Genomic DNA, 14,931 nt, shown 5'->3' with positions numbered 1-14,931 from the left:
AAGTATAGGTACAATTGGCACTTCCTTAATGTGGTTAGTGGTCATCCCATTAATCATTGTAGTTGGGTGCATGCTTTTCTATAATCTTTCAATCACTTTGCTCAATATGCTAAGCCAACAAATGCTCTCTGAAGCAGAGCGTTATTCCAATGCAGATTACCAATTGACCACAAATGAAGCCCCCTTGATCTCATGGCGAAAAAAAATAAGAGATTTAGAGGCAGAGTTAAAACCGCTTGGCTTTGGTAGATTTTTGAACTACCAAAATGTAAACAATGTCCGCCTTGGTTATCCAACTTATAACACTTGTTTTTAGTCAACCGAGTACACTATTGAAGTCTTTATTTCATACATAACGATGAAGCGTTTGCTGCCTTTTATAGGACTACATATTCCCTATCCACGTTGGACTGGTGAAACTTTTTGCGTCATACAATGCCAATCATTTTATGATGACAACTACTATCTTATTTCAGAATGGAGCCACTCTGAAGCGGGTGAAGTTTCTGATTGGCCAGAGGGCTTCGAAGTAAACTATTATAGAGATGTTCAGAGTGCCTCAGAGTTACTCGAAAAACATCAAATTTCTATCGAGAAGTATAAGCAAGAGGGTAGAATCCCTCTACGTATTGATACACCAGAGACATCTTTAGAAATGCAAAGAAAGCAACATACTATTCTCTCACCTGATCTTACGAAAAATACGGAAAAAGATGTAGAAAATCTATGGGATGAATTTAATGACTGCGCATCTGATGACTAACGACGGTGCAAACATCTATCTATACTCTCCGCAAACTTCTGTTATTTAATACTATTTTTTCTTCATCCAATACATAACAAACGACCAAAGGCTTGAAAATTTGTAGCTGGGATCGACATATTTTTCGATGACATAGAATGCAAAGTAATAGAAACGACAGAATCCCCAGATGGCAGCTAGGTAAAGAACAATAAATCTTAATTCTAGATTTTCTAAAATCAAAAGCGCCGAAGAGAAAACCCCTATAAATAAAAAGAGAAATCCCTTGCGATAGATAAGACGTTTGTCAGTAAGATCTTTCATATGATACTTCTTTTCTCTCTAGTCAATACAATACAAAACCCAGTGTACTCCTGCACCATTGATTAAAATGATTTGCCTACCATGATTCTCTTGTTAAATGAGAACTTTAGAATGATCACTGCATAAACGATGGCGATCACTAGCCAGAGGATCCCCCAGAACATCGAATTGCCAAAGTATTTTTCACCGAGTCTGCTTGCATCGGATTCCGATATATTCCGAGAGATCAGGTCGTCTTTGATATCAAAGATGACATACAACATGCTAGTCATCCCTATATACTTGAGCACCAGATCGTTAAACGTAGGTCCACCAAAGCGAGCCAAAAGCAAGAGGCCCACTCCGAATAAAATACCAAAGCCCATTCCGTAGAGATTTCGTATGTATAAGAGGGTAATCAGCAGAACAGATAAACCAATCAGACCCATCACCCAGCTATCATATTTGGTTTTAGCTGCTATCAGTAAAATCAAACCACCCCAGAACATACTTCCGAGATATCCAGCCGATGCTACCCAAAAGAATGATCCGCCACGATGCCAACAAATACCGCCCTGATTCTCATTGATTTCTATTTTTAGTATCTCACCGCCAGTGATTAGGGCCATTAAGCCATGAGAGATTTCATGCAAAAGCACCACAAAGAGTTTCACAGGAAAAACAAACCACGAATCCCAGAAGTAGAGGGTAATGGCCATGAAGATTAGTAAGACTCCTAATTGTTTAAAGTCCCATGTCTCGTTTCTAGATTTGGCGCTCATTACATCAACAAACTAAAGCAACCTCATGACACTGCAATTTGAATCAAACAGGAGGTTAATCTGATTTTGACAGTGTTCAGATTTAAAGTTTGTTGTTATGTTTCATGTAAGATTTCTTTTAGCATTCTCTATAAGAGTGGATTGTTTCGTATGGCCCAGAAGTTCCTGAGAAAAGTCTTATCTGGCAAGATCCAATCCCAAGCATAGATCATGAAATCATTGATGAATCAGATATCGCATTACTGAAGGAAAAGGTCCTTGCTACAGGCCTAGCTGTAAGCGAGTTGGTTAGTGTTGCATGTCTTCAGCTTCTACCATTCGTGGTTCTGACATGAGAGGGGAAGCAAATGGCGCTCGCGTTCCGCAAGAACCTTAGAAGAACTGGGATGTGAACAATCCTAAAGAGCTTGAGAAAGTTCTTGGAGAATTTGAAAAATTCAGAGCGATCTTAGCACGATGCAGTCAGAGAGCAAAAAGGTATCACTAGCCGATCTGATTGTTCTAGCTTGATGTGAAACTACAGTTCCATTTACTCCAGGACGAATGGATACGTGTTAAGAATTGACTGATATTGAATCTTTGATCCCTTTAAACCTATAGCAGATGAGTTTAGAAACTACATGAGAGCTAAATATTCTGTCTCTGGTGAAACATTGCTCATCGATCGCACACAACCTCTGACACTAACTGCGCCAGAGATGACAGTTCTGCTAGGTGGTTTACGAGCTCCAAATACAAAACATGGAGTCTTTACAGATAAATCAGAGTCCCTTGGCAATGACTTCTTTGTAAACCTCCTAGACATATCCACTGCTTGGTATCCGGTTACTTCTAAAAGCATCTCTGAGGGGAAAGACCGCTCAACCCGCGAAACTAAGTGGACAGCAACGAGAGTGGATCTCCTTTTTGGATCTTATTATCAACTTCGGGCTATTGCTGAAGTCTATGCAGAATCGGATTCGCAAGAGAAATTCATTCATTACTTTATTGCCGCTTGAAATAAAGTAATGAACCTAGACCGCTTTGATCTGATCTCATTCCGTTAGCCCCTTATCTAACCCGTCACTATAAATAGTGGCGGGTTATTCTCCTTCTAAAGTGATTTCACCCACGTAGAGAACTGACAACTTTCACAGCGGTCCGTATCTGTTAAACAAAAATCTCGATAGATTTGCAGTAACCCTTCTTGCACCAACAGACTTGATTTTAAGCCTCTTATTTTTTTAGCACGGTCACCCAAGAGTCTAACTGCTGCAACTTGTGAGGGATGATTTGTCAGAGTTGATTTAGCTTCTTCCAGCTCCTTGCTCACCAAATTTTTATTTGAGCGATAGACTAAAGGCCAAACAACATTGTAAAGATAAGGCCTTACCCGACCACTAGCCAACAAGCTAATCTGCTTGGAGGTTCGTTTGGACTGCATGGTATAATGCCAGCTCCAGAAAGGATGATCTAAATCACCCAAAAAACTCTCGATCTCTTTGGAGCTCGCTGCTTTACATCGTTTTTCAAATGACCTCCATTGCTTCTTGTCTGATAACAAAGCGAGAACAGCCAAACGTCGCTCGGGCCTATTTGCCGGCCTAATCCCTCTCAAGTTCCACCGACTCTTTGCGAGAGTTTCACTCTCCAGACCTACTCTCATTTTCCACCATTCTTCCCAAAGCTCACGCAACCAATGATTCCCACTACTATCCCCTAATTTGATTGATTTTGTGGGTAAAAAACCTGCCAGGCCAAAAAGTAACGCCTCTCTTTTAACTGCGCTTTTTTCTTTCAAGAGCTGGCTTATTCCACAGCTACTACTTTTTCTCACTAAGCCAACAAAAGCTGAACGGTTTTCTTTACTTCCCGCGTAACCTAAGGCATCTGCGAGTCCCACCCAAAGGGCTTGCGAATAGCCAAAAATTCTTTTTCTCAAACTCCAGAGCCTTACCTTCTTTTCAAAGCGATACCATCCTGCTTCCAATAATAAGTTCTTAATTTGCTCATCCGTGAGAAGTGAAAGCTCACGCTTGCATTTCCCATATTTGATTCCGACATTTCTTTCCTCGGAATCCGAAGTAAAAGCATCTTCTATTTCAGATAAGCAAAGCCCCTCTCTTAATTGGCTCTTTAGTTCGACTAGCCTAATAAATTTCCTTTTGAGGCTACCAGTAAAAAACTCTTTAGGCCCAGTTTCCCAGACAGCATGTAGAATGACTTTCTCATATGCTTGATCACTCTCGTGTCCATGTTCCAACCACCTTTTAGCTGAGAGGTGAATTTCTATATCACCGACTTCTATTTCACCTTTTCCATTACAGATGACAGCTCTTAAAAAATCAGGACCCGCCCCATAATTCCAAAAGCCAGGCTGCTTAATAACAATTTCCTCACCTTCCACCGTTTTCAATGGAGAAGCAAAGACCTCTTCAAACCACATCCTCTGGATCAAAGCTTCATCAGTAGGCTTACTTTTTTCCTCCTGCAAGGAGGATAAAAAAGCTTCATACTTACTTCCATTTTTCATCATTAAGCTTTGATAGCTCAAAAAAACTAGTAAATCTCTATTAATTCATGCTTTTTGGAGATTTTTTTCTCTATTGAGTCAAAAACTCACCAGACAAGAATAAAAAAATCATTGACCAAGAGATAAAGACTACTATCTTGATCAACTTTATAGGAATTAAAGGAATGTCAGATACAGTACAAAGCAGAATTGAGAATCTACACCCGATTACCGATTTGATTCTTAATCGCCAAGCCAAGGAGAAAAAACTCCAACAGCGGGCCAAGGTTATCTGGCTATATGGCATCTCTGGATCTGGTAAAAGCACTTTAGCCAATGCTCTAGAACGCAGACTCTTCAAAGAAGGATTCAGCACAACTCTGCTAGATGGAGATAACATTCGCACCGGAATCAATGCCGGGCTGGGCTTCAGTGATGAGGATCGCATTGAAAACAATCGCCGTGTTGCAGAAGTCTCAAAGCTATTTGCAGATTCGGGTATCATCACCATTAATTCTTTCATCACCCCTCTGAATTCATTGCGTGAGTTAATTAAAGAAATTTTAGGTGCTGACCTCATTCAGGTTCACATTTCTTGTAGTTACAAGAAAAGTGAAGAGCGAGATGTCAAAGGTCTTTATGCCAAAGCAAAATCTGGAAAGATCAAAAATTTCACAGGAAAAGACTCCTCATTCGAAGACCCCAGTTCTGATAAACCCGCTGATTTGGTTATTAACACAGAGAAAGAAACTTTAGAGCAGTCACTTGAGACTCTCTACAACTACGTCATCAAACAAATTTCATACCCCTAAGATTTACAAAAAACTAAATACCCAAACTTATGAGCCAATACAATCTCACTCATCTAAAACAATTAGAGTCCGAGTCCATTTTCATTATGCGTGAAGTGGCTGCTCAATTTGAGAAACCTGTTCTCATGTTCTCCGGAGGAAAGGACTCTATCATTATGGTCCATTTAGCACGCAAAGCATTTCATCCCGCTAAAATACCCTTTCCATTACTTCATATAGATACTGGACATAATTTTGATGAAACAATTAGGTTCCGCGATGATTTAGCAAAAGAAGCCGAAGCTAACCTCGAAGTTCGCTACGTTGAGGATTCCATCAAGGCAGGTCGCTGTGTCGAGGAAAAAGGGCTTAATGCATCACGCAATGCACTCCAAACAGTCACACTACTCGATGCCCTAGAGGAACTAAAAGTTGATGCCGCTCTTGGTGGCGCAAGACGTGATGAGGAAAAGGCCCGAGCCAAAGAGCGCTTTTTCTCTCATAGAGATGAATTTGGTCAATGGGACCCTAAAAATCAACGTCCAGAGCTTTGGAATATACTAAACGGCCGCAAGCAGTTTGGTGAACATTTCCGCGTTTTCCCTATCAGTAACTGGACAGAGATGGATGTATGGCAATACATCAAACAGGAGAACATTAAGCTACCCAGTGTCTATTTCAGTCACGAACGAGAAGTTATTCAACGAGGCAATATACTTTTGGCCCATTCACCTTATCTTAATTTAGCAAATAACGAAAAACCTGAAAAACGAGTTGTGCGTTGCCGAACTGTAGGCGACATGACTTGCACCGGAGTTGTTGAATCCCCTGCCTCAAACATCGATGACATTATTGAAGAAGTTGCTGCTGCTAGAGTAACGGAGCGTGGAGGCCGCGCCGACGACAAGCGTTCAGAGACAGCCATGGAAGACCGCAAGAAAGCCGGATATTTTTAATTCATAATAACAAACCAACACAAAATTTAGATCATTCAGAATTATGAGTATACAAAACACAGGCTACCTGGACATGGACCTTCTCCGTTTCACAACGGCAGGGAGCGTTGATGATGGAAAGTCCACACTAATTGGAAGATTACTTTACGACTCAAAAGGTATCTTTGAAGATCAACTCGAAGCTATTGAAAAAAGTTCTAAAGCCCGCGGTGATGAGAATGTCAACTTAGCACTGCTCACAGATGGATTAAAGGCAGAGCGTGAACAAGGCATTACCATTGATGTAGCATACCGCTACTTTGCAACACCTCGCCGTAAATTTATTATAGCTGATACGCCGGGACACATCCAATACACCCGCAACATGGTTACAGGCGCATCTACTGCTGACCTGGCTATCATTTTGATCGATGCTCGTAACGGTGTAGTTGAACAAACCTGCCGTCACTCCTTTATTGCCTCTCTATTGCGTATCAAGCACCTAGTCGTTTGTGTCAATAAGATGGACCTTGTGGATTACAGTGAAGAGCGCTTTGAAGAAATCATCGCGACTTATAAGCAATTTGCTTCACGTCTACAAATACCCGACATCCAATTCATTCCCATCTCTGCATTACACGGAGATAATGTTGTTACAACTTCAGCAAAGATGGAATGGTATCAGGGCACTTCACTACTTTACCACCTAGAAACAGTCTTTATCGGTAGCGACCATAATCACGTAGATCCTCGATTCCCAATACAGGGAGTCATTCGCCCACATAGTGATAAGCACCATGACTTTCGCGGTTTCTCGGGAAGAGTAGCCTCAGGTGTATTCAGGCCCGGTGATGAAGTGATTGCTTTACCATCTGGATTCTCTTCCAAAGTCAAAGAGATTCATACCTTTGAAGGTAATATTAAGGAAGCGTTTTCGCCTATGTCTGTAGCCATCACGCTTGAGGATAACATAGATATTTCACGTGGAGATATGTTAGCAAAGCCAAACAATCAGCCAGAATCTGATCAAGATTTAGACCTGATGATTTGTTGGTTCGATGATAAGAAGAAGCTCATTCCAAGAAATAAATATGTTTTAAGGCATACTACCAAAGAGACCAAGTGTTTGGTGCAAGGTCTGCTCTATAAAGTAAATATCAACACATTACATAAAATTGAGGATGTAGAGGATTTCAACCTCAATGAAATCGGTCGTATTCAAATACGCACCCAAACACCCCTATTCTATGACTCCTATAAAAAGAACCGTTCAACCGGTAGCGTGATTCTCATAGATGAACACACAAATAATACCGTTGCAGCAGGGATGATCATTTAATCCGAATTTTGTCATGGAAGTTGAACAGGATGCATAAAAGCTTGAGCCACAAGGAAGAGAGTCGACCAGGAATTATCTAATCACATGGTCATTTCAGTCAGAGTGCACCTTTTATAAACAAGCGAAGGGGAAACTATCAAGCGCACTATACTGCGCCAATCCACATAGGTTAGAGGCATAGGCCTCAATAGGCGAGCTCTCTGGTGGTGTTTCTTTGGGTCAAGATCTTTAAGTCTCTATTGAATCACTCAGGTGTAAGCTTTTGCATGAAAAAACCCGCAGGAAAACTCCTACAGGCTTTTCTATAAATCCAACTTCTTTTGGGGATCAAGAATCTAGCTCACTAGCACCCTTGATAATATGACTGACAAGGCCATACTCTTTGGCTTCGTCAGCTGACATCCAAAAATTCCGGTCCGTATCTTTTTCAATCTTATCCATCGGTTGCCCAGTTTGCTCTGCAAAGGTTTTATTTAGGCGATCACGCATTTTTAAGATTTCCTGTGCTTCAATGCTAATATCACTCGCCTGACCGCCAACTCCTCCCATAGGTTGGTGTAACATGTATCTGGTATTTGGAAGAGAATAGCGAAGCCCTTTGTCAGTAGCGGCATAAATCAGTGCACCAGCACTAGCTACCCAACCTGTTCCAATAATCTTAACTTTAGGTTCAACAAAACGGATCATATCAAAAATAGTATCGCCAGACTCAACATGACCACCCTGTGAGTTAATGAAAATTTTGATATCTTCCTTAGAATCTGTGGAAAGAATCAGAAGCTTCTCCGTTACTTCTCTAGCTAACTTTTGATTAATTTCACCATAGATCGTGATAACTCGAGTTTTAAAAAGTTTTTCATCGAGCTTAACTTTGCTTTCTTCTGCTGATTTCTCTTTTCCTTCTTTCATAAATCAATATACCCTCTCTGGTAAGTTTATAGACATTTACCCTATTATCTGGCTTGCTGTGTTCATGACAAGGTAATTTCCTGATCCCTATATAGGCCGGCAGCTAAAGTCTTAACTTCGTCAGTTTCATTTATAATCTTAACATTGCCCTTGATCACCACACCTGTCGCAAAGTTTACTTTCCCGATTACCCATAGATTTTTACAAAATTTTAACGAAGGTACACCCTTAGAGAAATATGATTCGAAGTCTGCTATAAGCTTATAGCAACTATCCAACTCTACCTTGGGAGGAACACCTTTACAAGACTCAGCTAGGTTTAAGCAATTATCCGTTGTAATCTCATAAGCATCTGAGCGTACAACTAGGAGATCAGAAGTAGTTTTAACAGGCGCAAATCTCCTTCTAGGGACAAGCAATGCAGCAGATCGATCAAAACATTCAATTGCAGCACCCATTGCACCTTCCAGCTGCCATACTTTCTCAGATTGTTTATCAGTTGGGTCCACTGTCTTGGAGTTACATATCAGAGGAAGAGGTAAAATTCCACCGTTGGCTTCCATTGTCTCTTTTAGTTTTTCTAGACGCACCCATAGGTTATTAGTATTAAAATAAGAATGCTTCTCAATGTCTTGAAAAGCTTCTTCGTCTTCAGGTAGACATTGTGCAGTTTCCCTCAATAGCAATCCTGCTTTTTTTCTTTTTGCTAAATGTCCTCCCTTACGATCGGATGAAGTTCTTTGACAAACCTCCATCATAAAATCAAGACCTTGTTTAGCAAAATAAGTGAGAATTCTTCCATCTAATGTTGCGCCTAGGTTATCTGAATTGGATACAAACATATACTTCACTCCACTGTCTAATAATTCATCCAGAAGTCCTGACTCCTTCAAGGAAATATAAATATCCCCGTGCCCAGGCGGACACCACTCCAATGCAGGGTTATTTTTAAACCGAGCTGGAAGTAAGTTTTTTTGCGATAATTTCGGAATTTTACTTTGCAAAAATTCCATTTTTTCTTTCTGAGATAAACTCTGATATCTCCCTAGATACTGCATTGTCGCTTCACTTGTGGAAAAGCTATTCATTAAGAGGAATTTTATGCCGACTTTGCTTTCCATCCGAAGGCTTAGAATCTGCAGGGTTATAAAATCAAGGAATGTATTTCCTTCCTTTACCTGCAATAGCGATTTCGCAGAATCAAGCCCCATTCCTGTTCCAAGCCCTCCATTCAGCTTCACCACAACAACTTCTTTTAACAAGCTGCTATTTTCTGGATACTCTAGTGAATCTAAAGATTCTAATTGATCGATTGAATCTAGATGATCTTCTGGTATGCAGCCCTTCTCACCCTTTCCTAGCTTAAAAAAATTCAGTTTGAATGCTTCCATCAAAGATGCAGAACATCCCTGATCTTGCATCTTTTTTTCGGACTGCTTGTAAAGAGTCTCTAATTCTTCTTTATCCATTCCGGTTGATTCTTCCTTAATTTCATTTTTGGACAAAAGAAATACTTTTTCTTTTATTCCAACTAACTCCTACCGATTTAAATAATGTGACAAGTTGAGCTATGAAGATATAGATATAGCTCATTCACGGCGAGGCTTTTCTCCTAGATAAGCTAAAAGTCAGTTTGTCATAGACTAAGGGAAAACGAAGGACGGAATTATGGATATTGAACAGAATGCTACAGCGGAGCAAACTCTTGCGGAACTAGACGAAGAACAACTCAATAATCTTAAAGAAATACTTAGTGATGATGATGAAATGTCGCTGAATGACCTAGTAGAGACTTTCTTAGAAAATGCTGAGGAGCAATTATCTACGCTTAAAGAGGCAGTTCTATCAGGAGACCGTAAGTGCATCGTTGAAACCGCTCATTCTATTAAGGGAAGCTCAAGTAATTTTGGTGCCACCAAGATGGTTCGTATAAGTCGTGAAATTCAAACGACAGGAGATTCAGCTCCTGAAGATCATTTAGGCACTTTGACGACAGACCTTCGACTCGAATTTAATAGAGTGCGCTCAGCACTTAAAGAGATTGGTTAAAGCTCTTTGAGAATTCTAATTGCAGACGATTCGCCCACGGACCTGGCAATTTTAAAGAAGATGCTACAAAAGGATGGTCACGATGTAGTGGCTTGCACTGATGGAGAAGAGGCATGGCTACAATATAAGCTTTTCAAACCCCCGGTTATTATTAGTGACTGGATCATGCCTGTCATGGACGGCCTAGAACTATGCACAAAAATCAGAAGTAGAAAATCAAAGGAATACACTTATCTCATTCTTCTTACGGAACTTAATTCGGATGAAAGTCATAGACTTGCAATAGATAAAGGTGTTGATGACTTCTTAACAAAACCCATGAATATTCATTCTTTGAGAATGAGGCTTCATGTCGCTCAAAGAATCATAGGCTTTCACGAAGAACTCGAAACGCTTCGCACATTAATTCCCATTTGCATGTATTGCCATAAAGTGCGAGACGATAGTGATTTCTGGATCCAAATAGAAACTTACTTTCATGAAAAACAAGGAGCCGACTTTAGTCATGGTATTTGCCCGGAATGCTATGAAAAATATGTTAGTAAGAAAAGCCCTGAAGAGAGTTTAAGGCCCGAACATCCCCACCCAACAAATGAGAGCACTATATAGTCAGTTTCGAAAAGGCATCTATGTATTAGCGTCTGCTCTTCAGGCCGTTCTCCTCTAAAATCTCTTTTGTGGCCTGTTTCACCTGCGCTACAGAAATAGATTTCATAGTTCTTTGCCAATACCTTTTCGAGCTTTCAAGCCACTTTCTTTTACCTCTGGCCTGCAGCACTTTCATATTATCAGATAACGGGGCCCATCTTGCAGAAGCGTATATAGATTCAACTCTTCCGTGTAAATCTACTAAAGGACACCCTATTGCCGCAGCTAAATGGCTAGTTCCGGTGTTGCGTGAAAGATGAAGCTTACTCGACTTAAGTAAGCAAGAAAGCTCAGCTAAATCTAACTGACCTGATAAATCAAAAATACTGTTTTCATAAGCTTTAAGGAGCCTTCTTAAAGCAAGACTAGCTTCATCCTCTCTATCCCCTCCTATAATAACTACTTGAAAACCATACTCATCGATAATCCAAGAAGCCACTTTGGCAAACCATTCAACAGGCCATCTCAAAAAAGAAGAAAATGCTGTTGGATTTATGACAACAAAATTTTTTTCTAATTTATTTGTTACTTTGCGGTTCAAACGCTCTTGATCGTTTTCTGACAATGCAATCTGACCCTTCAACTTATTTGGTTGCTGGACATCAATAAACTTTAACAAGTCAAAATGATATTCGGACTCATGCTTTGATCCTTCGTATTTATTATACTCTAAGAAATCAGTAAGCCATGAAGCTTGAAAAAGCTTACTTTTATGATTAAGATACCCAATTCTCTTTGAGATTTTTGCCTTTGCCGATGCTTCGTATAGATCGTCTTCAGGCTGAAGGTGAATAATAATATCGGGTTCAACACCTTTCAATACCTCACAAAGTTTATCCACTCGCTGTCTATAATCTCCCACTCCTGGGCCCGGATAGACTAAAACACTCTTCAAATAATCTAAATGCTTAAAAAGGGGCTGCATGACACCCCTTACCATATAATACAATTCTGCGTGAGAATACCTGTCTGCAATAGCAGGCAAACAAGAAGAGCCAATCACTGCATCACCTATCCTGTCTGGTCGGGCTACTACTATCTTCATGACTGAATGGGCTTCATAAATCTCCCGAGCTCTTCAAGCACATCATCAACTGATATGTCATTGAGTGAAGGGTAATATTCATCCAAATTCATTTTTGGCTTTATCAAACTCTCAATAGGCATACATTTCATTATAATGCCTCCAGAAATCGGCGCCCATCTCTCAGCTAATGCTGTTCCAGAAAATAGCTGTATAAAAGGTGTTCCTGTTAACCAAGCATAATGTGCTGCAGCCGTATCTAGAACAATGGCACATCTAACTGATTTTAATAAATTTAGAGTTTCCAGAATACTAGATACTAATACTAAACTTTCATGAGGAAAATGAGATAAAAACTCATTTTCCTTTTCTCTATCAAGTTCTGGAACCATCATTTTAACTATATTGTTTCTACTTAATTCAGCGAAAAGTTTTATCCAGTTCTCATAGGGCCAGGCCTTGATCGGATCCCCAACGAATGGCGCAAGAAGAATCACTTCAGAATCATTAGAGTTCCAACGCAACTCATCAGGCATAAAATCTTCTGGTCTAGCTTTACCTTGAATATTCCATTCTTTGGGAAAACGATCTGCTAATAATTTCGTCTGATGAACTTCTGCCTGAGGATAAGCTCGACTGAGCATCCAGCTATGTGCTCCATCGGGGCCGGAAGTCTTATGACATCCAGCTGCTATAAGCAACCATTTACCCAACAAATCATTGCACGTCGAAACCAGGTCTATACCCCAATCGTATCGATTATCTCGTAATGCTATTGCTTGCCATAAAGCGAGAAATGAAAGTTTTAGTTTAGGGACATGTGTATAGCGCTCATATCTTGGATGATTAAGAGGATGCAAGGTTCCTAGCCAAGGTAAGATTTGTTGCCATTCTAAGTTTGGCTTTCTAACTAATTGGTGAATATCACTTGTATGACTTAAACTTTGACGCAGCTCCCATAGTGCAGGTAATGCAAGGACAAAATCGCCTAAGTGATCAGCTTTATGAATAAGCACTTTCATCAAGTTATTTGCGTAGCCGATATAAAAGCCTCACCATATTCCTCCCAAGATCGAAAATGGCGATTTCTGGCCTCATGAGTAAGACGCAACCTCTCTTGGTCATCTCTAAGTAATTTACCTATCCCATCTTTGAGAATTGAAACATCACTTGTGTCTATCATGAGACAACCCTTTGCTCCATCCATCATCGCTACTTCAGAGATAGCACCATGGTCATTACAGATGCAAGGAACTCCAGCACTAAGACTCTCCAAAATTGGCAGCCCGAAACCCTCCACTTTAGAAGCGTAAACAGTAAATGTTGTGGTTCCATATGCTCTAATTAAGTCATCCTCTGTAACTGTTTCACGCCAGTAGATATCACGCCCTTTTTTGATCAATGACTCGATTAGCTTATAAGTTTCTCTTCCACTTCCTTCTATCCTACGGCCAATTAGTGTTAATTGAAATTCAGCACCCTCACGCCAAAGAGCCTCACAAGCATTGAGTAAAGATAGGTGGTTTTTACGAGGTTCAAGCGTGCTAACATACAATACCGAAAGTTTAGAACCCTTAGTGTTTTGTTGTGACCCCTTATAAGCTGAAACATCGCACCCAAGTAAAACCGCATCCACATTAGAAGGCTCGATACTGAGCTCTCTCCAAAAACTTAATAGGTCATTTTTTGATGCTTCAGATATAGAGATAATTTGGTCAAAATAACTAAGGGAATACATATAATCCTCAAAACAATGTGATCTTCCGTCGGCTGACAATTCGGGATGAGTCCAATTAATAGCATCATAGAATAAAGCAATCTTCCTTGCTTCAACTTCAGGAAATGTTTGCTCATTAAATTCAATACGATTATCTTGAAAAATTTCTGCTATCAATAAGACATCACTTCTATTGCAAACATTTTTTATATCAACTTTGCAACAAGAATTTAATAGAAACTGTACATGTTTACTACACAGTATTGAATGAATTAAAGACTTTTCATTTTTATCGAATGGGTTTTCCAAAAATGACTTTTGTGCACTAGTAAGACAACAATAGGAATTCAATTTAGGATGCCAAATCAATGGCTCGACCTCATATTTTTTATTTAAAAATGAAAATAATTCTCTTACCACTCTTTGTACACCAGTATTTGTAGAGGATTTACAAGTGCTTGTTACATCCATATAAATCATATCAGTTTATGCTCAAAGATAAAAAAATTGCCGTAGTGATGCCTGCTTATAATGCAGCTGAAACACTCCTAAAAACTCACCAAGAAGTCCTGGAGCAAGAAATCGTTGACCTTGTCATTGTCGTAGATGACTGCAGTCACGATGACACACTCAAAATTGCTTCTGAACTGCCTCAAACCATTACACATAGACATGCAAAAAATCTTGGCTATGGAGGTAATCAAAAAACATGTTATCAGCTAGCTTTGGAAAATAATGCAGATATTATTATTATGGTTCATCCTGACTACCAATATACTCCACTACTTATCCCAGCGATGGCTCACCTTATTGCAAATAATTTATACCACTGCGTATTAGGTTCGCGCATACTAGGTGGGTATGCACTCAAAGGAGGTATGCCCTGGTGGAAATATATTGCTAATCGCCTTTTAACATTGAGCGAGAACATGCTCATCAACGCCAAACTTTCAGAATACCATACAGGCTACCGAGCTTTCTCAAGAGAATTATTGGAGAGAATCGACTTATCTCATAACTCAAATGACTTTGTCTTCGACAATCAAATGTTAGCTCAAATATGGTGGTATGAATATCAAATTGCCGAAATCAGTTGTCCTACGAAATACTTCAAAGAAGCCTCTTCCATCAATTTCCGGCGCTCTTGCGTATACGGTTTTGGCTGTCTTGGCACAGGACTAGAATTTTATTTCACAAAACT

Annotated in this window: 15 protein-coding genes and 1 pseudogene; 8 read left to right on the top strand and 8 right to left on the bottom strand. The window is 39.9% G+C overall.

Annotated elements, in window-relative coordinates:
- Window positions 1–358 precede the first annotated feature (358 nt).
- Entirely contained in the window at window positions 359–763 is a 405-nt protein-coding gene (locus AAGA18_10915) for a hypothetical protein (GenBank protein MEM9445848.1), read from the top strand.
- Window positions 764–814: 51 nt separating this feature from the next.
- Here AAGA18_10915 and AAGA18_10910 read toward each other — a convergent pair whose 3' ends face one another.
- Both AAGA18_10910 and AAGA18_10905 read right to left on the bottom strand, forming a co-directional pair.
- A complete protein-coding gene (locus tag AAGA18_10910) occupies window positions 815–1,066 on the bottom strand; it encodes a hypothetical protein (GenBank protein MEM9445847.1) in 252 nt (83 codons plus the stop codon).
- Between the two features lie 62 nt (window positions 1,067–1,128).
- Complete coding sequence (locus AAGA18_10905; GenBank protein MEM9445846.1) at window positions 1,129–1,827, bottom strand: M50 family metallopeptidase; 699 nt, start codon at window positions 1,825–1,827, stop codon at window positions 1,129–1,131.
- 152 nt (window positions 1,828–1,979) lie between these two features.
- Between AAGA18_10905 and AAGA18_10900 the strand changes: the two are divergent.
- A pseudogene (locus AAGA18_10900) lies at window positions 1,980–2,825 on the top strand (peroxidase family protein).
- 95 nt (window positions 2,826–2,920) lie between these two features.
- Here the strand turns inward: AAGA18_10900 and AAGA18_10895 are convergent.
- Entirely contained in the window at window positions 2,921–4,342 is a 1,422-nt protein-coding gene (locus tag AAGA18_10895; GenBank protein MEM9445845.1) for a DUF2851 family protein, read from the bottom strand.
- Between the two features lie 161 nt (window positions 4,343–4,503).
- Here AAGA18_10895 and cysC point away from each other — a divergent pair, with 161 nt between their 5' ends.
- The 3 genes from cysC to cysN are packed head-to-tail and all read left to right on the top strand — an operon-like array spanning window position 4,504 to window position 7,383.
- Window positions 4,504–5,130: an adenylyl-sulfate kinase gene (gene cysC, locus AAGA18_10890; GenBank protein MEM9445844.1), complete on the top strand. Its 627-nt coding sequence runs from the start codon at window positions 4,504–4,506 to the stop codon at window positions 5,128–5,130.
- Between the two features lie 29 nt (window positions 5,131–5,159).
- Window positions 5,160–6,065 (top strand): sulfate adenylyltransferase subunit CysD, encoded by a 906-nt coding sequence (gene cysD, locus AAGA18_10885; GenBank protein MEM9445843.1) that lies wholly within the window; start codon window positions 5,160–5,162, stop codon window positions 6,063–6,065.
- A 43-nt stretch (window positions 6,066–6,108) separates the two neighbouring features.
- On the top strand, window positions 6,109–7,383 hold the full coding sequence (gene cysN / locus AAGA18_10880; protein ID MEM9445842.1) for a sulfate adenylyltransferase subunit CysN: 1,275 nt from the start codon (window positions 6,109–6,111) through the stop codon (window positions 7,381–7,383).
- Between the two features lie 327 nt (window positions 7,384–7,710).
- Here the strand turns inward: cysN and AAGA18_10875 are convergent, their stop codons facing one another.
- A complete protein-coding gene (locus tag AAGA18_10875) occupies window positions 7,711–8,292 on the bottom strand; it encodes an ATP-dependent Clp protease proteolytic subunit (GenBank protein MEM9445841.1) in 582 nt (193 codons plus the stop codon).
- A 62-nt stretch (window positions 8,293–8,354) separates the two neighbouring features.
- Window positions 8,355–9,797, bottom strand: coding sequence for a UTP--glucose-1-phosphate uridylyltransferase (locus AAGA18_10870; protein ID MEM9445840.1), 1,443 nt, complete (start codon window positions 9,795–9,797; stop codon window positions 8,355–8,357).
- A 163-nt stretch (window positions 9,798–9,960) separates the two neighbouring features.
- Here AAGA18_10870 and AAGA18_10865 point away from each other — a divergent pair, with 163 nt between their 5' ends.
- The gene (locus AAGA18_10865) at window positions 9,961–10,341 is read left to right on the top strand and encodes an Hpt domain-containing protein (protein ID MEM9445839.1); all 381 of its coding nucleotides are present in this window, start codon (window positions 9,961–9,963) and stop codon (window positions 10,339–10,341) included.
- Window positions 10,342–10,347: 6 nt separating this feature from the next.
- Window positions 10,348–10,950, top strand: coding sequence for a response regulator (locus AAGA18_10860; protein MEM9445838.1), 603 nt, complete (start codon window positions 10,348–10,350; stop codon window positions 10,948–10,950).
- A gap of 25 nt (window positions 10,951–10,975) precedes the next feature.
- Here AAGA18_10860 and AAGA18_10855 read toward each other — a convergent pair whose 3' ends face one another.
- Genes AAGA18_10855 through AAGA18_10845 form a run of 3 tightly spaced genes read right to left on the bottom strand, consistent with a single transcriptional unit; the run spans window position 10,976 to window position 13,907 of the window.
- Window positions 10,976–12,034, bottom strand: coding sequence for a glycosyltransferase family 9 protein (locus tag AAGA18_10855; protein ID MEM9445837.1), 1,059 nt, complete (start codon window positions 12,032–12,034; stop codon window positions 10,976–10,978).
- A complete protein-coding gene (locus AAGA18_10850; GenBank protein MEM9445836.1) occupies window positions 12,031–13,035 on the bottom strand; it encodes a glycosyltransferase family 9 protein in 1,005 nt (334 codons plus the stop codon). Before AAGA18_10850 ends, AAGA18_10855 begins: the two co-directional genes overlap by 4 nt.
- Window positions 13,035–13,907 (bottom strand): glycosyltransferase, encoded by an 873-nt coding sequence (locus AAGA18_10845; GenBank protein ID MEM9445835.1) that lies wholly within the window; start codon window positions 13,905–13,907, stop codon window positions 13,035–13,037. The genes AAGA18_10850 and AAGA18_10845 overlap by 1 nt, the downstream gene beginning before the upstream one ends.
- A gap of 311 nt (window positions 13,908–14,218) precedes the next feature.
- On the opposite strand from AAGA18_10845, the gene AAGA18_10840 reads away from it, so the two are divergent.
- Window positions 14,219–14,931: glycosyltransferase family 2 protein (locus AAGA18_10840; protein MEM9445834.1), on the top strand; the 713-nt coding region annotated here is incomplete at its 3' end.

The sequence above is a fragment of the Verrucomicrobiota bacterium genome, from assembly GCA_039192515.1.
Taxonomy (GTDB): domain Bacteria; phylum Verrucomicrobiota; class Verrucomicrobiia; order Methylacidiphilales; family JBCCWR01; genus JBCCWR01.
Note: the sequence above shows the minus strand (reverse complement) of the source record. Positions and strands in the feature narration are given on the sequence as shown.